We start from the raw sequence: 19,844 nt of genomic DNA, 5'->3' as shown, positions 1-19,844 counted from the left end.
CGCATGATTTCCCTTGCTCTGGCAGATGAGCCGAACGCTATCGGCGGCCCGTGAAAGCGTCAAGCGACGGCGCGTCCCGAGGTTCCGACTGGACTGCCGCGGCTCAGGAGAGTGGCGGGGCGGTCGACCGACCTCGCCCTTCACACGAGAGCCACGGGTCCGCTTTCGGGCTTTCAGAAAACTCTAGGGAAAACCCGCAATTGGAGGTAACGTAAATGTGAGGCGCTTTGCGGGAAGGGTACCGAGAGGGCGCTGACGATAAATAGAGATAGTCTTTAGGGATGGTGGGGGCCATGAAGGACTATGCGATTGCCGGGGAGCCACCCGGCCGGATGCGTGCGATTGAAGCAAGCATGATCGGGGCTGTCGCACAATGGTGCGAATGTCTGCACGGAACCAATCCGTTGCGAACGTCACTGAGATATCTGACCGACAGTATCGGGGCGGAAGCCGTGATCTTGGCGCGCCATTGCCGTCCCTCAGAGGCGCCAGCCAAGGTGCTCGTCCATGATCGCGCCCGCTCGGGCTGCCGGGTCCCGATCGACCGGAGCCACGCAGCGCTCCTGCTCGGCCGTTTTCTCGAGACGGCCAAGCCGGGCTCGACCTGGTACGGTTCGGTGCGCGACGCGGAAATGCATCCTGTCCTTTCCGCAGCGCTCGCACGGCGTCATCTTCAGGATATCGTGGTGATCCCGCTCGAGATCGGCGAGCGTTCCATCGACACGCTCGAGCTGTATTTCACCGAGAAGGTCCGCCATTACCAGCAGGCGGTTCTGAGCACCCTTGCGGAGACGCTCAGCCGGACCTGGCAAAACCGGGCGCGAGGGCTGTTCACCGATACGCTGCTCAAGGCGGTCGCCGCGCAGGTTCCGGTCACCGCAGGCGCGCCGATCCTGAGCGCGGACAATCCCGCACGTCTGAGCCGGGCGGAATATCGGGTCTGCCTGCTGCTGAGCCACGGCCATTCGCCAGAGCGGATGCGCTCGGAGCTCGGGATCAAGGAATCGACCTTGCGCAGCCATCTGAGCAATCTCTACGCGAAGACCGGGGCGCGGAACCTCGCGGAGCTGACCTTCCAGCTGGTATCGGATCTGCCCTTCGACCTGGCCGGCGGCCCAGGAGGACGGTTGGCATGAGCGCGCAGGAGCTCGCACTGGTTTCGAGGGCAGGCGCGCGCGCGGTGCAACCTCCGATCGGTATGCCGACTTTGCTGCCTCTTTGTCACCCCTTCGCGGCGCGGTTCCGCGCGGCAGGATTTGCGCCGGCCCCGGAGGTCTGTAAGGTTTCTCAGTGATTTGTGCCGGATCAATGTGCTACACTTCGATCCGAGCGACAGTTCTCGGGTGCAAGACGAAAAGGGGATAGGCGATGTGGATGCGGTCAGACCGTGTGCTGGTCGGAGGGGTCATTCTCGGGGCAGGATTGCTGTTCGGAACGGTGGGAACGAGCATCGCCCAGGATGCCGGGTCCGCCGTCGCGCCCGCAGCCTCGCAAACTGCGGCGCCAAGTGCCGATCAGCGCTCCGCGCGTGAGCGTGGCGAGGCGAAGATCTGGGGCCTCGACGGCGAGGCGAAAGACCCCGCAGCCGGGGTCGCCCTCCTCGAACAGGCGGTTGCCGAGGGCGATGTGAGCGCGATGCGGACGCTCGGCGATATCCTGATGTGGGGCGGGCCGGTGCCCGCCGATCCGCAGCGTGGCGTCACATTGCTGGAACGGGCGGTGAAGGCGGGAGACGGCCGGGCGCGCACCATTCTGGGCAAGCATCTGCTGGGCGGCTGGGTCATTCCACGCGATGCCGCGCGGGGCAGGGAACTGCTCGAGGAGCGTGTGGCCGCGGACGATCCGGACGCCCAGACCGCGCTTTCGCAATTCTACCTCTACGGCACCGGCCTTCCGAAGGACTGGACCAAGGCGCGCGCGCTGGCCGAGGCCGCCGCCAAGGCGGGCAAGGGCGAGGCGCTGTGGAAATTTGGCGAGATGCTGATGTGGAGCGAGCGCGATCCGCAGGCAGCGCAAGCAGCGCTCGAGCGTGCGGGCGAGTTGGGAGAGGCCGGCGCTTGGGCCACGCTCGCGGAAGGGGCGATGTATGGTTTTCTCGGCGGGAGATCGACCTCGCGCGCGAAATTCGCGGGGTATGCCGCGAAAGCGAGGGCGGCCGGCAATGACCGCATCGAGGTTCTCGACGCGATCCGCCAGATGTGGGGCATCACTTTGCGCGCGAGCGGCCCGAAGACGATCGAGAGGCTCACTGAGGCGGCCGATGCGGGAAATGGTGAAGCCGCGCATTACCTCGTCGCCTTGCTGCGCGACGGTAACCAGCTCAATATCCGCAAGGACCGCCCCGCCGCGCAAGCGGCGCTCGACAAGTACAAGACGCTTTTCACCGATGGCGATTACGAACGCTATGCGCTCTCCATCGAGGCTGCGCGTCGGCGTGACCCGGCGGGGCTTGCCGCGATGGCGGAGCGGGTCCAGGCGGAGCCCGGTGCGCTGAGCGGCGACGGGGCGAAGCAGCTCTACGCGGCCAATCCCAATCTCGCGATCTACCTCATCCAGCAGGATCTGAAGAAGCAGGGCCTCTATTCCGGCCCGCTCGACGGGTTGGCCGGAAAGCGGACAATCCGGGGGATGGCGCGCGTGTGCCGGACGCTGCCGGGCGATCTCGATTGTCGCGAAAAGATCCTCTCGCCCTCCGTCGTGGGTGCAATTCTGACACGAGAATGACCGATTTTCGCCCAGCCCTTGCGGTAGATCATTTCAAGATGTTCACATAGTTGTTAACTTTATTAACGGCGAATGGGACAGGGCTGTTCCTGCCTGCGCAATCGGTGCGGGTGAGGAGAGGGTGGCGAGAACGAGGATTTGTATGTCGGACAAGCGCGCTTTGGAGGCTCCGTTCCCGCGCAAGGGAGCGGCGAGCGGTGACGATCTCCCGACGGGGCGCACCGTCCTGATCGCGGGCGGCGCCGGGTTCATCGGTTCCAATCTGTCCCGGCGCTTGCTGGCCCGGGGCGATCGCGTGATCTGCGTCGACAATCTCGAGACCGGGCGGACCGAGAACATCGCGGGGCTTTTGACCAACCCCTCCTTCGCCTTCATCCTGCATGACATCATCGAAGCCTTCACGGTCCACGGCCCGGTCGATCGCATCTACAACCTTGCCTGCCCTGCTTCGCCGCCGAAATATCAACGAAATCCGCTGCATACGCTCGAGACGTCGTTCATCGGGGCGCTCAATCTGCTCGACATCGCCGAGAAGAAAGGCGCGCGTATCCTGCAAAGCTCGACCTCCGAGGTTTACGGCGACCCCGATATCTCGCCCCAGGCGGAAGACTATCGGGGCCTGGTGAACACGGTCGGCCCCCGCGCCTGCTATGACGAGGGCAAGCGGGTCACCGAGACGCTGTTCTACGAGGCGCATCACAGCAGCGATATCGACGTGCGCATCGCGCGGATCTTCAACACCTACGGTCCGCGGATGGACCCGGAGGACGGGCGCGTGGTGTCGAATTTCGTGGTCCAGGCGCTGCGGGGCGAGCCGCTCACCGTCTATGGCGAGGGCACCCAGACGCGGTCCTTCTGCTATGTCGACGACATGGTCGACGGTTTGATGGCGCTGATGGAAGCCGATGAAGTGGAGCCGACGATCTTCGACCCGGTCAATCTCGGCAATCCGGGCGAGTTCACGATGCTCGAACTGGCCGAGCTTGTGCTCGAATTGACGGGCTCGGCCTCGACGCTCAGCTTCCATCCCCTGCCGCAGGACGATCCGCTCCAGCGCCGCCCCGATATCAGCCGCGCCAAGGCCTTGCTCGACTGGGAGCCCAAGGTGTCGCTCTACAAGGGGCTCGCTCCGACGATCGCGTATTTCCGCGAGGAGATCGCCCAGCGACAGCAAGAGCTCGGGCGCACTGCATGAGCAAACCCGCGGTCCTCGTCACGGGCGGAGCGGGCTTCATCGGCTCTCATTGCTGCAAGGCGCTGGCCGCGGCGGGGCGTGTCCCGGTCGTCTATGACGATCTCTCGCGCGGACATGCGGATGCGGTGCTCTGGGGGCCGTTCGTGGAGGGCGATCTGCGCGACCGGGATCTGCTCGCGCGCACGCTGGCCGCGCACGAAATCGGCGCGGTGATCCATTTCGCGGCCCTCGCCTATGTCGGCGAGAGCGTGGGCGCGCCCGAGCGCTATTACGACAACAATCTGTGCGGGATGGTGTCGCTTCTCGGCGCGGCCGAAGCGGCGGGCATCGACAAGATCGTCTTCTCCTCGAGCTGCGCGACCTATGGCGTGCCCGACAGGCTGCCGATCTCGGAAGACCTGCCGCAAGCGCCGATCAACCCCTATGGTCGGACCAAGCTCGCCTGTGAATGGATGTTGCGCGATGCGGAGGTGGCGCATGGCCTGCGCTTTGCCGCGCTGCGCTATTTCAATGCCGCGGGGGCCGATCCCGCGGGCGAGATCGGCGAGCGGCACGATCCCGAGACGCATCTGATCCCGCTGACACTGATGGCAGCCTCGGGGCAGGGCGGGCCGCTGAAGATCTTCGGCACCGATTACCCGACGCCCGACGGCACCTGCATCCGCGACTATATCCATGTCGATGATCTCGCCCGCGCGCATCTGCTCGCGCTCGATCATCTCGAGGGCGGCGGGGGGAGCCTCGCGCTCAATCTCGGCACCGGGCAGGGCGCCTCGGTTCATCAGGTCGTGGCCGCGGTCGAGCGGGTGACCGGGCGCAAGGTGCCCGTGGAACTCGCGCCGCGCCGGCCCGGCGATCCCGCCGAACTGACCGCCGATCCCTCCCGCGCGGCCGAGGAACTGGGCTTCACCGCGCGCTACCGCGATCTCGACGAGATCGTCGCCCATGCCGCGCCCTGGTTCGGGCATTAGCGCGCAACTGACCAACCGTCATCCGGGCTTGAGCCTCGCGCCGCGACCTCTATCTTGCCGGTAAGTCAAATCAGGAGGCATTCATGGCAAGTGACGGCATCGACGCGCAAACTCTCGACAAGCTCGCGGAGGTCGCGGTCCGGGTCGGGCTCAACCTTCAGCCCGGGCAGGATCTGGTCCTCACCGCCCCGGTCGAGGCATTGCCGCTCGTGCGCAAGATCGCGGCCATCGCCTATCGCGAGGGTGCGGGCACCGTCACGCCGCTCCTGAGCGATGCCGAGGTGACGCTCGCGCGCTTCGAGAACGCGCAGGACGAGAGCTTCGACCGCGCACCCGGCTGGCTCTATCAGGGCATGGCCAAGGCCTATGAGAGCGGTGCGGCGCGCATGGCGATCGTGGGCGAGGATCCGATGCTGCTCTCCGAGCAGGACCCCGAGAAGGTCTCGCGCGCGGGCAAGGCCAATTCCATCGCCTACAAGCCGGCGCTCGAGAAGATCTCGAATTTCGATATCAATTGGTCGATCGTGAGCTATCCGACCCCGGCCTGGGCCAAGCGCGTCTTCCCCGACCTGCCCGAGGATCAGGCGGTGGCGAAACTGGCCGCGGCGATCTTCGCGGCCTCGCGCGCCGATCAGCCCGACCCGGTCGCGGCCTGGGAGGCCCATAACGCCGCCCTGCGCACCCGCCGCGAATGGCTCAACGAACAGCGTTTCGCGGCGCTGCATTTCAAGGGCGCGGGCACCGATCTGACCGTGGGTCTCGCTGACGATCACGAATGGAACGGCGGCGCCTCGGTCGCCAATAACGGCGTGACCTGCAATCCGAACATTCCGACCGAAGAGGTCTTCACGACGCCCCATGCCGCGAAGGTCGAGGGCGTGGTGTGCGCGACCAAGCCGCTTTCGCATCAGGGCAGCCTGATCGAGAATATCGAGATGCGGTTCGAGGGCGGGCGCGTCGTCGAGGCGAAAGCGTCGCGCGGCGAGGCGGTGCTGCAAAAGCTGCTGGAGACGGATGAAGGCGCGCGGCGGCTGGGCGAGGTGGCGCTGGTGCCGCATGGCTCGCCGATCTCCAAATCGGGCCTGCTGTTCTACAACACGCTCTATGACGAGAATGCCGCGTGCCATATCGCGATGGGGCAGTGCTATTCGAAATGTTTCCTCGGCGGTGGCGAACTGAGCCCCGAGGACATCGCCGCGAAGGGCGGCAACAGCTCGATGATCCACGTGGACTGGATGATCGGTGGCCCCGAGACCGATATCGACGGGATCACCGCCGATGGCGCGCGGGTTCCGGTCTTCCGCAAGGGCGAATGGGCCGTCTGAGCGCGGCCTTTCACGCTCGACCGACACCGGCAGGAGGCGGCGCTTCGCGATTCGACGGAGCGCCGCCTCTTTCACATCTGCGTGGCGACTGAAATTTCGGCGCTGTGGGTGGGCGTGATGAAAATTTGGGCGTTTCGTCCGGACGAGGCCCGGTTTGCGCTCCCCCTCGCGAGGCGCGTTTCAGGCGAGGATTGACGCTGAAACCGCGACGCGAGAACCTTATTCTACAGGGGCAGAAAGGGATTTGCTCCGAATTCAGATTTGAGCTCGCGTTCATTCCTGCACACAAAGCAAACCGCTCGGCCCGGCGCCTCTCTTCCTCCTCCTCCCTTGGAAGCGCGCCCTGGCTGAGCGGTGTTTTGTTCGACAGGGCGCTTTGCGTCACATCCCGCCGGTTCCGAGGCTCCGCGAGATGAGGGCCGCCCGCCTGTCGCTCAGCGAGGGATGCAGCAGGGCGTTCTCGATCGCGGCCACCTGTTCGAAGCTGAGATTGCCGAGCGAGGCGTTGCCCGCGAAGGGCTGAATGCGCGACTGATCGAGCAGGCTCAGATGCGGATCGGCGGGCAGGTAATAGGCCGGGTTCGGCCCGGACGGTGCCTGAGCTTGGGTATTGGGCATCAGTTCCGGAGGGCGCAGGCTCGCGGCTTGCGCCGCGGTGGCAGCTCCCGCCGCGAGGGCGAAGGTCAGGAAAAGACCGCTCATGGTCGTCATGGTCTTCATTGGCATCCTCTCTTCCGTGTAATGCGAAGGTGGGGACCTTGGATTCGGGGCCGGCGGCGCTCTTCGCCATCCGGGCCAGCGGTTTCGCAAGGTCTTCCATCCCGCAGGCGGTGTCTGCCTGAAGAAATACGGCCAGAACCGGCAAGCGGTATAGTCCAAACGGGCCGGCCGAGCACACGAGGCCCGCAACTTCCGGTGAGGTCACCTCGCAATCAGTTTCCCTTAAGGTCAATCATGAGGGATTCCCTTTGCCGGTTTGTTTTGGTACATACGAAAAAAAGGAGCTGAAAAAGCTTCCAATAAAACAATCGGGCAGGATGGGGCAGCATGAAGGCCGGCTATCAGGGCACCTTCGTCATTTCTTGGGGCCAGACCGAAATCGACGGCACTTCCGCGCCGCCGCCTGAAATCGTCACCGTGGGGGCGTGCTGGCGGTGGTCGGGAAACGCGGTCTGCGTCGACGGGCCGAACGACCGGCTGATCCTGCGCAATGCGCGCGGCGAGGAAGAACGGCGCGTCAAGGCCGCGCGGGCGGTACGCAAGCTTCTCGGCGAGGTGGTGGGGCGGCGCTCCTCTGCGTGGGAAGCGGATGAAGGCCAGACCCCGGACCAGAGCTTCACCGTGACCGACGGCTATCACGCCTATGTGGTGACGCTGCTCGAACTGCCCGAAAGCGGCACCCGCATCCTGATGTTCGCAAGCCGGATGCCGCCGGCCGATACCGATCTGTGGGTGGTCGAGCGAGCGCTCGACCTGCGCCCGAAGAGTGCCCGGAAAGGGCCGGCCGGGGTGATCTGCTTCACCCCCGGCACGCTGATCGAGACCGAGCATGGCCGCCGCCCCGTCGAGGCGCTGCGCGAGGGCGACCGGGTGCTCACCCGTGACGACGGCGCGCAGCCCGTCTGCTGGATCGGCCAGCGCCGGATCTCCGGGGCACGGTTGCATGCCTTGCCGCATCTGCGCCCGGTGCGGATCTCCGCGGGAGCCTTCGGGATCGAGCGCCCCGACCGCGATCTCATCGTTTCCCCGCAGCATCGGATGCTCGTGCGCGGCCAGGCCGCCCGGGCACTCTTTGCCGAGGAGGAGGTGCTCGTGCGGGCTTGCGACCTCGTGAATGGTCGCCAGATCCGTTTCGAGGCGCCGCTGCCAGAGCTGCATTACATTCACCTGATGTTCGAGCGTCACCAGGTGCTGCGGGCGAACGGGCTCGAGACCGAGAGCTTCCACCCGGCCTCGACACGGCTCGAGATGATCGCACCGGCGCAGCGCGCGGGGCTCGAGGCGCTCGTCCCCGAAGTGGCGCAGAACCCGCTCAGCTATGGCGCCTATGCGCGGCGTGCGCTCAAGCCCTCCGAGGCGGTGATCCTGCGCCATGATCTCGCGGCCTGATCGGCGCGCCGGAGACTCACCTCACGCACAGGGTGATGCGCATTATGCGCCTTTTCTCACGGGCTTCCGCGGCATAGCTTCAGGCGTAAGGAGAGTTTCATGACCAGACCCATTGTCGGCATCATCGGAAACCGAGGCCTCGTGAATGACCGCTACCCCGTCCACGAGGGCGGGCAGCTCAATTCCGAGGCGGTGAGCAAGGTCTCCGACTGCATCCCCCTCCTGATCCCGGCCGATCCGGAATTCGTCTCGATCGACGAGCTCTGCGAGGTCTGCGACGGCTTCCTGCTGACCGGCGGGCGCCCGAACGTGCATCCCGAGGAATATGGCGAGGCGCCGACCGAGAAACACGGCACCTTCGACCGCGCCCGCGACGCGATCACCCTGCCGCTGGTGCGCCGCTGCGTCGAGACGGGCCAGCCCTTCTTCGGGATCTGCCGCGGCTTCCAGGAGGTGAATGTCGCGATGGGCGGCACGCTGCATCCCGAGATCCGCGAGCTGCCGGGCCGGATCAATCACCGGATGCCACCCGAGGGGACGCTCGAGGAAGGCTTTTCGAACCGTCACAAGGTGCATTTCACGCCGGGCGGGAAATTCGCCCGTCTTCTGGGTGCCGAAGAGGTGATCACCAACACGTTGCACGGGCAGGGGATCTGCCAGCCCGGTCCGCGGATCGTGATCGAGGGCCGCGCCGAGGATGGCACGCCCGAGGCGATCTGGGTCAAGGACGCGCCCGGATTTACGCTTTCGGTTCAATGGCATCCTGAATGGAAAGCCGCCGAAGACCCGGTGTCGCGCCCGCTTTTCGAAGCGTTCGGCGATGCCGTGCGCGCCTGGGCGCGCGGTGAGCGCCCGGCCGCCTGCGTGGCTTGACCTCGCGCGCCCGACGCGCCATTCACATCCCGTCCGCAAGAAACCGGGGGAAGCGATGAAACGCTCGCGCGTCAACGAGATCATGGCCCAGGCCGAAGAGATGATTCAGGAATTCGGCTTCCGCCTGCCGCCCTTCGCGTGGTGGAGCCCCGCCGAATTCAAGGCCCGCCTGCCGCAGGCGCAGCGCATCGTCGAAGCCGCGATGGGCTGGGATATCACCGATTACGGGCAGGGCGATTTCGACAGGCTCGGCCTGTTCCTCTTCACCCTGCGCAATGGCGATCTGCGTGACCTCCAGGCCGGGCATGGCATGGCCTATGCCGAGAAGCTGCTGATCTCGCGCCGGGACCAGATCAGCCCGATGCATACCCATGTCATCAAGGCCGAGGACATCATCAACCGCGGCGGTGCAAATCTCGCGATCGAGCTTTACGGCTCCGACGCGGAGGGGAATTTCGACGAGACGGCCGGTGGTCGGGTGATGTGCGACGGGGTTCCGCGCATCTTCACCCCCGGCGAGGTGCTGATCCTGCGCCCCGGCGAGAGCGTGACCCTGCGCCCCGGCGACTGGCATGCCTTCTGGGGCGAGGGCGGCGACGTGCTGATCGGCGAGGTCTCGACCGTCAATGACGACAAGACCGACAACATCTTCCGCGACCCGATCGGCCGCTTCTCCGAGATCGAGGAAGACGAGGCCCCGCGCCACCTGCTGGTCAGCGATTACGACAAGTTCCTCTGATCAGAGGAACCTTCCGGCCTCCTTGCGGGCGAAGGGCTTGAGTCTTTCGCCATGCTCGGCGAGCCAGGCCCGGACCCGCTCGGGATCCTTCTTCGACAGATCGCGCAGCCACCAGGCGATCGCTTTCTGGATGAACCAGTCGCGATCCTCGGCAAGCTGTGCCGCCCAGCCCAGAACCTCGTCGCGCACCGCTTCGTCTTCGGGCTTGGGATTGCGCTGCTTGGTCCAGGGCAGGGTGAAGACGAAAGCCGCGCGCCGGGTCCACATGTGATCCGAGCGCACCCACTCCGCGACCTGATCGAGCCGTGCAGGCTCGGCCATCAGTCGCCGCCCGCCCGCCTTCGCCACATGATCGGCGATCGCCCAGGCATCGAATTGTGGCACCCAGGACGCGATCAGATCCCAGGCGGCCTCATCGGGCTTGAGCCGTGCCTGCGTGAGCAGCTTCGCCGCCGCGATCCGGGCCTCGTGAATGTCGCTGTCCCAAAGCCCGCGCGCCAGTTCCACCCGGCCCGGCACGTCCAACTGCCCGCGCCAGAGCGCGACCATGTCGTCGATCGCGGGCACCGAGCCCCCCAGATAGCGCCGCTCGGCCTTGTGATAGGCGGCCATCTCGGCGGCCTTTTGCGGATCCTCCCAAGCCTCGAGAGCATAAAGCGCATCCTCGAGAGAGGGTGGGGGCGCGAGTGTCTCTTCGTTCTCCTCGGCCTCCGCATAGCTTTCATAATCCGCATCCGAGGCCGCATAGGCCTCGGCCTCGGCAGTCAGCCGGGCCTCTTCCTGCGGGTCGAGCGGGGCGAAATCCTCGGTGCGGGGCCGGGCGATCCGCTTCTTGCCGCGCTTGCGGCTCATTCGACCGTCACCGATTTCGCGAGGTTGCGCGGCTGGTCGACATCCGTGCCTTTCGCGACCGCCGTGTAATAGGCCAGAAGCTGCGCGGGCACCGCATAGAGGATCGGCGCGAAAGGCTCGGCAATCTCGGGCAGCTGCAGCGTCGCCCAGGTGCCTTCGCCCGCCACCGCAAGCCCTTTCGCATCCGAGGCCAGCAGCACCATCCCGTGGCGCGCCATCACCTCCTGCATGTTCGACACGGTCTTGTCGAAGAGCCGGTCATGCGGCGCCATCACGATCACCGGCACCATGCGGTCGATCAGCGCGATCGGGCCGTGCTTAAGTTCGCCAGACGCATAACCTTCGGCATGGATGTAGCTGATTTCCTTGAGTTTCAGCGCGCCTTCGAGGGCGAGCGGGAACATCGGCCCGCGCCCGAGGAAGAGAATGTCCTGCGCCTCGGCCAGTTGCTCGGCCAGCCGCGCGATCGGCTCGGAAAGCGTGAGCGCCTGGTTCATCAGGCCGGGCAGGGTGAGCAGCGTATCGCTATGGGCGGCGATCTGCTCGGGGCTGAGCGTGCCCCGGTCGTTCCCCGCCTTGAGCGCCATCACCGCGAGCACCAGAAGCTGCGCGGTGAAGGCCTTGGTCGAGGCCACGCCGACCTCGACGCCCGCGAGGATCGGCAGCGCGATATCGGCCTCGCGCGCGATCGAGGAGGTGGGCACGTTCACCACCGCGACAGTCTTGGCGACGCGCTCGGAGCAATAGCGCAGGGCGGCGAGGGTATCGGCCGTCTCGCCCGACTGGCTGACGAAGACAGCGAAACTGCGCTCCGAGAGCGGCGGCTCGCGGTAGCGGAATTCCGAGGCGACGTCGATTTCGACCGGGATCTGGGCGAATTGCTCGAACCAGTATTTCGCGACCGCACAGGCGTAATGGGCGGTGCCGCAGGCGATGAGCGTGATCCGGTCCACGCCCGAGAAATCGAGGTCCGCGGGCAGGTTGAGCCCGGTCTTGGGCAGGTAATGGCGCAGGGCGTCGGCCAGAACCACCGGCTGTTCGGCGATCTCCTTGGCCATGAAATGCTTGTAGCCGCCCTTTTCGACCTGGGCCTGGCCCAGATCGATCCGGCTCTCGTCGCGATTGGCGCGCCGGCCGGCATGGTCGAAGATATCGGCGCCTGCGCGGGTGATGAAGGCGTAATCGCCCTCTTCGAGATAGGTGATGCGGTCGGTCATCGGCGCCAAGGCGATGGCGTCGGAGCCTACGAACATCTCGCCATCCCCGTGCCCGATGGCGAGCGGCGAGCCCTTGCGCGCCGCAATCATCAGGTCGTCCTCGCCATCGAAGAGCCAGAGCAGCGCGAAGGCCCCCTCGAGCCGGCCCAGCGTTTCCACCGCCGCCTCGCGCGGGGACATGCCGCGCTCCATGTAGAGGCGGGTCAGCAGCGCGACGGTCTCGGTATCGGTCTCGCTCTCGGGGGAGATCCCGGCCTCGGCCAGTTCGGCGCGCAGGTCGCGAAAGTTCTCGATGATGCCGTTATGGACGACCGAGACGGGCCCCGAGCGGTGCGGGTGGGCGTTGACCGCGGTCGCCGCGCCATGCGTCGCCCAGCGGGTGTGCCCGATCCCCGACTTGCCCGCCAGCGGCTCGTGTACCAGCAGGTCGGACAGGTTCCACAGCTTGCCCACCGCCCGGCGGCGGTCGAGCTTGCCATTGTTCACCGTCGCGATCCCGGCGCTGTCATAGCCGCGATATTCGAGCCGCTTGAGGCTCTCGACCAGAAGCGGTGCGACCTCGTGCTTGCCAAGAACGCCAATAATTCCACACATTTAATCTGCTTTCTTCATGCGCCGTGCTTTCTCGGCGCGCAATTTTGAGAAAAGTTTCGTCGCCACGCCGGGACGGTTCACCTGCTTGGAACGCTCCACAGCGATCGCCTCGGCGGGGACGTCCTCGGTGATCACCGAACCCGATCCGGTCAGCGCACCATTGCCCACCGTGACCGGCGCCACGAGCATCGTGTCGGATCCGATGAAGGCGTTCGCGCCGATCGTGGTGCGGTGCTTCATCACCCCGTCGTAATTGCAGGTCACGGTGCCCGCCCCGATATTCGTGTGCTCGCCGATATCGGCATCGCCCAGATAGGTGAGGTGGCCGACCTTCACGCCTTCGGCAAGGATCGAGTTCTTCACCTCGACGAAATTGCCGATATGCACATCCTCGGCCAGTTCCGCGCCGGGACGCAGGCGGGCGAAGGGACCCACGGTCGCGCCGCGCGAGATGTGGCAGCCCTCGAGATGGCAGAAGGCCTCGATCACGGCGCCGGATTCGATGGTGACGCCGGGGCCGAAGACCACGTTCGGCCCGATCACCACGTCGCGCCCGATCCAGGTGTCGAGCGCGAACCAGACGGTGGCCGGTTCGACCATCGTCACGCCGTTCTCCATCGCCTCGGCGCGCATCCGCTCCTGGAAAAGCGCCTCGGCGCGGGCCAGTTCGGCGCGGGTGTTGATGCCGAGCGTCTCGGTTTCGTCGCAGGTCACGACGCGCGCCGAAAGCCCCTTGGTCCGGGAGGCCGCGACGATGTCGGTGAGGTAATATTCACCCGCCGCATTGTCATTTCCGAGCCCCGCGACGAGCTCGCCCAGAAGTACCGCATCGCAGGCAATAACGCCGGAGTTGCAAAGCGTTATCGCGCGTTCCTCATCCGTTGCATCCTTGAATTCGACGATCCGTTCAAGCGTGTCGCCCGTCGCCACCAGCCGCCCGTAGCGTCCCGGATCGGCCGCCTCGAAACCAAGCACGGTGACGGCGGCGTCGGACGCCGCGAGCCGTTCGAGGGTCTCGGGGCGGATGAAGGGCGTGTCGCCGTACAGCACGATGACGCGGCCCTCGAACCCGTCGAGCGCGGGCAGGGCCTGGGCCACCGCATGGCCGGTGCCGAGCTGCTCCTGCTGCAGCACGATCTCGGCCTCGGGGTCGATCTTGGCGACGGCTTTTTTCACCAGATCCGCGCCGTGGCCCGCGACGACGACCACCCGCTCGGGCTCGAGCGCCCGACCGGCCGCGAGCGCATGCGCCACAAGGGGCGCGCGACCCACCTGATGGAGCACCTTGGGCAGGTCCGAATTCATGCGGGTGCCTTGCCCCGCGGCGAGAGTGATCAGTGCTGTGGCCATGAGAGATGCCTTTTCTTCTGCTCGCCCCCGTTTTACGCATTGGCAACCTTGCCGCAAGTGGGGCGTCTTCACGCTTCCTTTCGCGGTGTTACGGGACGCAAATTCAGGCCGAAGGAGAGCCCATGCGCACGGTGGTATTCGATCTCGACGGGACGCTGGCGGATACGTCGGGGGACCTGATCGCCGCGGCCAATGCCTGCTTCGCCCTGCGCGGGCACGAGGCGTTGCTCGATCCTGCGGGTGATGCGCTGATCGCCTTTCACGGCGGGCGCGCGATGCTCAAGGCCGGCTATACCCGGCTCGGGCTTGCCGCGGCGCAGGTCGAGGATCTGGTCGAGGCCGATTACCTCGCGCTTCTGGCCCATTACGGCGCCAATATCGACCGCCATACCCGGCTCTATCCCGGCGCTGCGAATGCCGTGCGGACGCTTCGCGATCAGGGCTTTGCGACCGCGATCTGCACCAACAAGCCCGAGGGGCTCGCGCGCGATCTGGTCGACCGGCTCGGGGTCGCGCCGCTCTTCGATGCGCTGATCGGCGCCGATACGCTGCCCCTGCGCAAACCCTCGCCCGATCCCTATCTCGCCGCGGTCGAGCGGGCGGGCGGGGCGGTGGCCTCCTCACTTCTGGTGGGCGACACGAATACCGATCGCGAGACCGCGCGGGCGGTCGGGGTTCCCTGCATCCTCGTGACCTTCGGCCCGGAGGGACAGGGCATTTCGCGGCTCGCGCCCGAGGCGCTGCTCGATCATTTCGACGCGCTGCCGGAAATGGTCGTGCGGATGCTCGGCTGAGCGCGCTTGACAGGGGCGCGCCCGCGCCGCAGCTTGCGCGCGCATTGCCCGAGGTCTCATGGACAGCCCGCCTCTCGATCCCGTTCGCCGCCATGCCATCGCCTTCGTCCTGATCGCGGTGTTTCTCGACATGGTCGGGTTCGGGCTCATCATCCCGGTCCTGCCTTCGCTGATCGCGCAGGTCGGCCATCTCGATCTCGCGCAGGCGAGCCGGATCGGCGGCTGGATGTTCGCGGCCTTCTCGCTCGCGCAGTTCCTTTTCGCGCCGCTGATGGGAACGCTCTCGGACCGGTTCGGACGCCGGCCGCTGCTGCTGCTCGCGATCGGCGGGCTTGGTGTCGATTACGTCCTGCACGCCTTGGCGCCGACGCTGGCCTGGCTCTTTGTCGGGCGGATCATCGCGGGGATATGCGGCGCCTCCTACGTGATCGCCAATGCCTATCTCGCCGATATCACGCCGCCCGAGGGTCGCGCGCGGGCCTTCGGCCTGATCGGCGCGGCTTTCGGCTTCGGTTTCATCGCGGGACCGGCTCTCGGGGGCTTCCTCGGTGAGCTGGGCCCGCGCGTTCCCTTCTTCGCCGCGGCGGGGCTCTCCGTTCTGAACCTGGTCTACGGCATCTTCGTTCTGCCCGAGAGCCTGCCCGGCAGCCGCCGCCGTGCGATCCGCTGGGCCTCGTGCAACCCGTTCGGCACGCTCACCGTGTTCCGGCAATATCCGGGCGTGCTGCCGATGGGCGCGGCGCTTGGCGTCTATCTCTTCGCCTCCGCGGTCTATCCCGCAATCTGGCCTTATTGGGGCATGGCGAAATTCGGCTGGTCCGAGGGTGTGGTCGGGATCACGCTCGCCGCCTACGGCATCGTCGCGGCGGCCTTCCAGGGCGGTCTGGCCGGGCCGCTCGCGCGTCGTTTCGGCGAGGCGCGGGTGGCGATGACGGGCCTCTGGCTCGGGGCGGTGCTGGCCGTCGCGCTCGGGCTGTCGCAAAATCTCGCGATGGTGCTCATCATCCTTGCGGTGACCGGGATCGAGGGGCTGGTGCAGCCGATGGTGGGGTCGCTGATGTCGAATGCGGTTCCCGAGGATGCGCAAGGCGCTTTGCAGGGCGGGATATCGGCGGTGATGAACCTCGCGATGCTCGCGGGCACGCTCTTCTTCACCCAGATTTTCGGGATCTTCCTCGCCGAGGGCGCCCCGATCCGCACGCCCGACATGGCGTTCTACGTCTCGGGCGCTATTTTGCTGGTCGCGCTGGTCCTGTTCCAGCGCGCGCGAAAGGTCTGAAAGATGGCAGAGAATTTCACCGGCAATTTCACCCAGCAGGAGCCGATCCCCGAAGAGGCGATCGCGCGCGCCGTCGAGGTGATGCGCTCGGGCCGGCTCCATCGCTACAACACCCTGCCCGGCGAGGCGGGGGAGGTGGCGCTGCTCGAGGAGGAATTCGCGGAGTTCACCGGCGCGCGCTACTGCCTCGCGGTCGCCTCGGGGGGGTATGCGATGGGATGCGCCTTGCGCGCGCTCGGCGTTCAGCCCGGCGACGCGGTGCTGACCAATGCCTTCACGCTGGCCCCCGTGCCCGGCGCGATCGCCTCGGCGGGCGCGCGGCCGGTCTTCGTCGAGACCACTGAGGGGCTCACGATCGACCTCGACGATCTCGCCGCAAAGGCCGAACAGGCGCGGGTCTTGATGCTGTCGCATATGCGCGGCCATATCTGCGACATGGACCGGCTGATGGAGATCGCGCAGGCCCATGATCTGAGCGTGGTCGAGGATTGCGCCCATACGATGGGGGCGAGCTGGGCCGGTGTGCCCTCGGGGCGGCATGGGGCGATCGGCTGCTACTCGACCCAGACCTACAAGCACATGAATTCGGGCGAGGGTGGGCTGATCGTCACCGATGACGCGGAGCTGGCCGCGAAGATGGTGATCCTGTCGGGCAGCTACATGCTCTATGAGCGCCACCGCGCGGCCCCCGGGCCGGAAGCGTTCCAGCGGGTCAAATACGACATGCCCAATGTCTCGGGCCGGATGGACAACCTGCGCGCCGCGATCCTGCGTCCGCAATTGCCGACGCTGCGCGACCGCATCGCGCGGTGGAATGCGCTCTACCGGGCGATGGAGACGGGGCTCGAGGGCACGGAGGGGCTCGCTCTGATCGCGCGCCCGCAGGCGGAAGGCTATGTCGGCTCGTCCTTCCAGTTGCGACTGCCGGGCCGAGACGGGGCGGCGATCACGGATCTCGTCGCGCGCTGCGCGGCGCGCGGGGTGGAGTTGAAATGGTTCGGCGCGCCGGAGCCCGCGGGCTTCACCTCGCGCCATGACAGCTGGCGCTATGCAGGGCGCCAGGACCTGCCGAAGACGGACGAGGTGCTCGCGACGCTTCTCGATCTGCGCCTGCCGCTGAGTTTTTCCGAGGCCGATGTCGCCCAGATCGCGCGTATCATCCGCCAGGAGGTTCTGGCCTGAACCCGCGCGCGGAAGTCGGGCTCAGTTGAACCGGTGGAGCGCCTCGGCCGCAGGCTGCTTTTCATGCCCCTGCCGATAGGCCATGACCGCGGCGACCCGGTTCTTCACCCCGTATTTCTGCATGATATTCGTCATGTAGAACTTCACCGTCCGCTCGCTGATCGAGAGCGTCGAGGCGATTTCGCGGTTGGTCCGGCCCTGTTCGAGCTCGTGCAGAACCTGAAGTTCGCGATGGGTCAGCGACGCATCGCTGTCATGGCGCTCCGCGTTCGACTGCGCCGCGCGCAAAAGGGCGGTCGCGAAACTGGGCGAGACAAAGGTCCCGCCACGCAGAACCGCCTCGATCGCCGAATCCAGTTCGGCAATGCCGACGCCTTTCAGGATGTAGCCGCGCGCGCCGATATTCATCGCCTCGATCGCTGTGTCCGGCGCGTCGCAGGCCGTGAGCAGCACGCAATGCGTGCCAGCGTCCGCCTGCGAGATCGTGCGCAGCGCCTCGAGCCCGCCTCCGGGCATCGTCAGATCGAGAAACAGGATGTCCGGCCGATGCCGGGTCGCGATTTCGAGCGCGTCGCGCGCGCTCGACCCTTGATGAACCGTCGCGAAGCCGAAATCCTCCGCGAGGATCGTCTGCAGGCCCTGCCGGAAGATCGGGTGATCATCGACAATTCCGGCGGTAAATTCCCCATAGTTACTCATAAATCCAAATCCCACATAAACGGGGGCGCCGGAATCAGTACAAAGATGACAGATACAATGTCGGCCGGATGAAAACCCCGACAACGAACGGAAGCCCCCACTTCCCCTGGGAATCAGGGTGAACGAGTGGCGGAAAAAAGCAACGTGAAACGCCTGAGGGCATTTTCAACCTGAGCGCGAGTGCTGCGCCCAAAGAGGTATCGTAGATGCAGCTTAGGACGCGCGCGCCGAGGTCGGGATATGACAGATCACCTCGGTGCCGCGCGGCTCGCGGGGACGGATGATGAGCGTGCCGCCAAGCGCCTCGGCGCGAAACCGCATGCCCGGGATGCCCAGACCGTCCTCGGTCTCGCGCAACGCCTCGGCCCCACCGCTGCCGCCATCGTCCGAGACGGTCAGAACAAGCTCGTCATCCTCTTGCTGCAAAAGGATTTTCTGCGTGGATCCTGGGGCGTGTTTGGCCGCGTTGTTGAGCGCTTCCTGCACGATCCGGCCGATCGTATGGCGCACCCCCTCGGTCAGCGGGAGATCCGGACCATCGAGCTCAAGCGAGACCTGCGCACCGTTGCGGCGCCGGTGCTCTGCCGCGACCATCTCGAGCACCTGATGCAGGCTGCGGGCGCTCGCGACCTGGGGGGAGGAGAGGCCGCGGGAAACGGCACGGATTTCTTCCATCGTCTGATGTGCGGCACTGCGGATATCCTCAACAATCCTGGCCGCTTTCGCGCGATCGGTGCTGGTGGAGGAACGAATCAACTCCGCCAGCCGGTCGGTCTCGAGCGCGAGAAAGGCGAGCAGCTGGCAGGCGCCGTCATGCAGTTCCGCTCCGAGACGCCGTTTCGCCGTCTCGTCGATCCGGGCCGCGTTCTGCATCGCCTCGCTCGCGCGTCGGCCCAGATCGGCATTGGCCAGCAAAAGCGTCTCGCGCTCGGCGAACTGCGCGCGCAGCGCGCGGTTCTGCTGTTCGATCGTCAGACTGCCGCGTCGCACGATGAGAAACAGCATCGCGAAGACCGCCAACGCCGCCGGGGCCACGAAGAGCCATGTCTTCTTCGCCGACTGGATGAGCGCGGAGCTGATCACATCGGCGTTTTGGTAGAATTCGCCGACTGCGAGGATCTTGCCCGTCTCGCGGTCGAAGAGCGGTGCGTAGATCTCGTAGAGGCGCACCCCGAACGCGCGCTCGGCTCCGTGTTCCCCGTCCTCCAGATCGGGATAGCGCCCGATGATCTTTCCGCGCATCACCGCGGCGATCTCGTCGGGCGGGTGGGCCTCGACCAGCGAGGTGCTGGGCGCGAAGATCAGTGAGCCGTCCGGTCGCCAGATCTTGATCGCGAGGAAGTTGCCCTGATGGCGGAACCCGTCGGCGAGAGCGCCGAGCGCGTCGAGATCCGCCGCGGAAAGCCGGGGCGAGGCGGCCAGGGTCTGCACATGCGGCTGGAGCAGGTTCTGCAGGTAGTAGGCGGCGGTTTCCGCGCTCGCATCGAGAAGCCGCGTCGTCGCGCGGCTGTTGAGCCAATAGGCAAGCGAGGCGAGGGCGAGACTCAGCACCAGCCCGAGCACGAGGAGGAATTGCAGCGACAGGCTGGCACCCAGAAACCACTGGACGGGACGGCGCAGAATTCCCGCCCGCCGGCCATTTTCCCCAACCTTCGTTCCGGTCGTACTGGACCAAAGTCGCATGACCACCCCCGTCCTAAGGCCATGTGCATCCCCAACCTTAAGGGGAGAAAATCGTTCGACCTAAGACAATTTTGCCCGACCCCCCGCTGTGGCCTGATGGACTCAAGGAAACGTGCCGTGCGCTTGTGGGGGGCAGCGGCATCGCGGAAGGGGGCGCCATCTGGCGCCCACCTTCCAGCGAGCCTCCCGAACCTGACAGGCGATCGGCCTCGATCTCTAACCGTGCTGCGCGCGATGCGCCGCCAACGAGCCCGTCGG

17 protein-coding genes are annotated in these 19,844 nt (G+C 66.2%); 11 read left to right on the top strand and 6 right to left on the bottom strand.

Annotation, left to right across the window (positions count from 1 at the left end; translation table 11 throughout):
• Window positions 1-404: 404 nt before the first annotated feature.
• The 5 genes from DW2_RS13005 (at window position 405) to DW2_RS12985 (ending at window position 6,215) form a co-directional block, all read left to right on the top strand.
• Window positions 405-1,136 (top strand): helix-turn-helix transcriptional regulator, encoded by a 732-nt coding sequence (locus tag DW2_RS13005; RefSeq protein ID WP_162178898.1) that lies wholly within the window; start codon window positions 405-407, stop codon window positions 1,134-1,136.
• Window positions 1,137-1,374: 238 nt separating this feature from the next.
• Window positions 1,375-2,724 (top strand): tetratricopeptide repeat protein, encoded by a 1,350-nt coding sequence (locus DW2_RS13000; RefSeq protein WP_162178897.1) that lies wholly within the window; start codon window positions 1,375-1,377, stop codon window positions 2,722-2,724.
• A gap of 142 nt (window positions 2,725-2,866) precedes the next feature.
• A complete protein-coding gene (locus tag DW2_RS12995) occupies window positions 2,867-3,919 on the top strand; it encodes a UDP-glucuronic acid decarboxylase family protein (protein ID WP_081874982.1) in 1,053 nt (350 codons plus the stop codon).
• Complete coding sequence (gene galE / locus DW2_RS12990) at window positions 3,916-4,890, top strand: UDP-glucose 4-epimerase GalE (protein WP_038147270.1); 975 nt, start codon at window positions 3,916-3,918, stop codon at window positions 4,888-4,890. Before DW2_RS12995 ends, galE begins: the two co-directional genes overlap by 4 nt.
• Window positions 4,891-4,973: 83 nt before the next feature.
• Complete coding sequence (locus DW2_RS12985; protein ID WP_038147268.1) at window positions 4,974-6,215, top strand: aminopeptidase; 1,242 nt, start codon at window positions 4,974-4,976, stop codon at window positions 6,213-6,215.
• A 381-nt stretch (window positions 6,216-6,596) separates the two neighbouring features.
• Here DW2_RS12985 and DW2_RS12980 read toward each other — a convergent pair whose 3' ends face one another.
• Window positions 6,597-6,935, bottom strand: coding sequence for a hypothetical protein (locus tag DW2_RS12980; RefSeq protein WP_038147265.1), 339 nt, complete (start codon window positions 6,933-6,935; stop codon window positions 6,597-6,599).
• Between the two features lie 327 nt (window positions 6,936-7,262).
• Here DW2_RS12980 and DW2_RS12975 point away from each other — a divergent pair, with 327 nt between their 5' ends.
• The 3 genes from DW2_RS12975 to DW2_RS12965 all read left to right on the top strand — a co-directional run bounded on the left by DW2_RS12975 (window position 7,263) and on the right by DW2_RS12965 (window position 9,936).
• Entirely contained in the window at window positions 7,263-8,324 is a 1,062-nt protein-coding gene (locus DW2_RS12975) for a Hint domain-containing protein (protein WP_038147264.1), read from the top strand.
• Window positions 8,325-8,423: 99 nt separating this feature from the next.
• Window positions 8,424-9,197, top strand: a complete 774-nt coding sequence (locus tag DW2_RS12970) for a gamma-glutamyl-gamma-aminobutyrate hydrolase family protein (RefSeq protein WP_038147262.1) — start codon at window positions 8,424-8,426, stop codon at window positions 9,195-9,197.
• A 55-nt stretch (window positions 9,198-9,252) separates the two neighbouring features.
• Window positions 9,253-9,936, top strand: coding sequence for a D-lyxose/D-mannose family sugar isomerase (locus DW2_RS12965; RefSeq protein ID WP_038147260.1), 684 nt, complete (start codon window positions 9,253-9,255; stop codon window positions 9,934-9,936).
• Here the strand turns inward: DW2_RS12965 and DW2_RS12960 are convergent, their stop codons facing one another.
• Genes DW2_RS12960 through glmU form a run of 3 tightly spaced genes read right to left on the bottom strand, consistent with a single transcriptional unit; the run spans window position 9,937 to window position 13,949 of the window.
• A complete protein-coding gene (locus DW2_RS12960) occupies window positions 9,937-10,788 on the bottom strand; it encodes a DNA alkylation repair protein (protein ID WP_038147258.1) in 852 nt (283 codons plus the stop codon).
• Window positions 10,785-12,599, bottom strand: coding sequence for a glutamine--fructose-6-phosphate transaminase (isomerizing) (gene glmS, locus DW2_RS12955; protein WP_038147257.1), 1,815 nt, complete (start codon window positions 12,597-12,599; stop codon window positions 10,785-10,787). Before glmS ends, DW2_RS12960 begins: the two co-directional genes overlap by 4 nt.
• Window positions 12,600-13,949 (bottom strand): bifunctional UDP-N-acetylglucosamine diphosphorylase/glucosamine-1-phosphate N-acetyltransferase GlmU, encoded by a 1,350-nt coding sequence (glmU, locus tag DW2_RS12950; protein WP_038147255.1) that lies wholly within the window; start codon window positions 13,947-13,949, stop codon window positions 12,600-12,602. It abuts the gene before it with no gap.
• Between the two features lie 122 nt (window positions 13,950-14,071).
• Here glmU and DW2_RS12945 point away from each other — a divergent pair, with 122 nt between their 5' ends.
• Genes DW2_RS12945 through DW2_RS12935 form a run of 3 tightly spaced genes read left to right on the top strand, consistent with a single transcriptional unit; the run spans window position 14,072 to window position 17,204 of the window.
• Complete coding sequence (locus tag DW2_RS12945) at window positions 14,072-14,743, top strand: HAD-IA family hydrolase (RefSeq protein ID WP_038147254.1); 672 nt, start codon at window positions 14,072-14,074, stop codon at window positions 14,741-14,743.
• Between the two features lie 58 nt (window positions 14,744-14,801).
• The gene (locus DW2_RS12940) at window positions 14,802-16,022 is read left to right on the top strand and encodes a TCR/Tet family MFS transporter (protein ID WP_038147253.1); all 1,221 of its coding nucleotides are present in this window, start codon (window positions 14,802-14,804) and stop codon (window positions 16,020-16,022) included.
• 3 nt (window positions 16,023-16,025) lie between these two features.
• On the top strand, window positions 16,026-17,204 hold the full coding sequence (locus tag DW2_RS12935) for a DegT/DnrJ/EryC1/StrS family aminotransferase (protein WP_038147250.1): 1,179 nt from the start codon (window positions 16,026-16,028) through the stop codon (window positions 17,202-17,204).
• A gap of 21 nt (window positions 17,205-17,225) precedes the next feature.
• Here DW2_RS12935 and DW2_RS12930 read toward each other — a convergent pair whose 3' ends face one another.
• Window positions 17,226-17,903, bottom strand: coding sequence for a response regulator (locus tag DW2_RS12930; protein ID WP_038147248.1), 678 nt, complete (start codon window positions 17,901-17,903; stop codon window positions 17,226-17,228).
• A gap of 213 nt (window positions 17,904-18,116) precedes the next feature.
• On the bottom strand, window positions 18,117-19,586 hold the full coding sequence (locus tag DW2_RS12925; RefSeq protein ID WP_081874981.1) for a sensor histidine kinase: 1,470 nt from the start codon (window positions 19,584-19,586) through the stop codon (window positions 18,117-18,119).
• Between the last annotated feature and the right edge of the window lie 258 nt (window positions 19,587-19,844).

Origin of the sequence: Thioclava atlantica (genome assembly GCF_000737065.1) — a bacterium.
Taxonomy (GTDB): Bacteria; Pseudomonadota; Alphaproteobacteria; order Rhodobacterales; family Rhodobacteraceae; genus Thioclava; species Thioclava atlantica.
This window is presented reverse-complemented; position numbering and strand designations above follow the sequence as displayed.

Bases quoted from the DNA above. Each gene is read 5' to 3' on its own strand.
- DW2_RS13000 (WP_162178897.1), top strand. From the start codon at position 1,375: ATGCGGTCAGACCGTGTGCTGGTCGGAGGGGTCATTCTCGGGGCAGGA.
- DW2_RS12995 (WP_081874982.1), top strand. From the start codon at position 2,867: ATGTCGGACAAGCGCGCTTTGGAGGCTCCGTTCCCGCGCAAGGGAGCG.
- galE (WP_038147270.1), top strand. From the start codon at position 3,916: ATGAGCAAACCCGCGGTCCTCGTCACGGGCGGAGCGGGCTTCATCGGC.
- DW2_RS12985 (WP_038147268.1), top strand. From the start codon at position 4,974: ATGGCAAGTGACGGCATCGACGCGCAAACTCTCGACAAGCTCGCGGAG.
- DW2_RS12980 (WP_038147265.1), bottom strand. From the start codon at position 6,935: ATGAAGACCATGACGACCATGAGCGGTCTTTTCCTGACCTTCGCCCTC.
- DW2_RS12975 (WP_038147264.1), top strand. From the start codon at position 7,263: ATGAAGGCCGGCTATCAGGGCACCTTCGTCATTTCTTGGGGCCAGACC.
- DW2_RS12970 (WP_038147262.1), top strand. From the start codon at position 8,424: ATGACCAGACCCATTGTCGGCATCATCGGAAACCGAGGCCTCGTGAAT.
- DW2_RS12965 (WP_038147260.1), top strand. From the start codon at position 9,253: ATGAAACGCTCGCGCGTCAACGAGATCATGGCCCAGGCCGAAGAGATG.
- DW2_RS12960 (WP_038147258.1), bottom strand. From the start codon at position 10,788: ATGAGCCGCAAGCGCGGCAAGAAGCGGATCGCCCGGCCCCGCACCGAG.
- glmS (WP_038147257.1), bottom strand. From the start codon at position 12,599: ATGTGTGGAATTATTGGCGTTCTTGGCAAGCACGAGGTCGCACCGCTT.
- glmU (WP_038147255.1), bottom strand. From the start codon at position 13,949: ATGGCCACAGCACTGATCACTCTCGCCGCGGGGCAAGGCACCCGCATG.
- DW2_RS12945 (WP_038147254.1), top strand. From the start codon at position 14,072: ATGCGCACGGTGGTATTCGATCTCGACGGGACGCTGGCGGATACGTCG.
- DW2_RS12940 (WP_038147253.1), top strand. From the start codon at position 14,802: ATGGACAGCCCGCCTCTCGATCCCGTTCGCCGCCATGCCATCGCCTTC.
- DW2_RS12935 (WP_038147250.1), top strand. From the start codon at position 16,026: ATGGCAGAGAATTTCACCGGCAATTTCACCCAGCAGGAGCCGATCCCC.
- DW2_RS12930 (WP_038147248.1), bottom strand. From the start codon at position 17,903: ATGAGTAACTATGGGGAATTTACCGCCGGAATTGTCGATGATCACCCG.
- DW2_RS12925 (WP_081874981.1), bottom strand. From the start codon at position 19,586: ATGCGACTTTGGTCCAGTACGACCGGAACGAAGGTTGGGGAAAATGGC.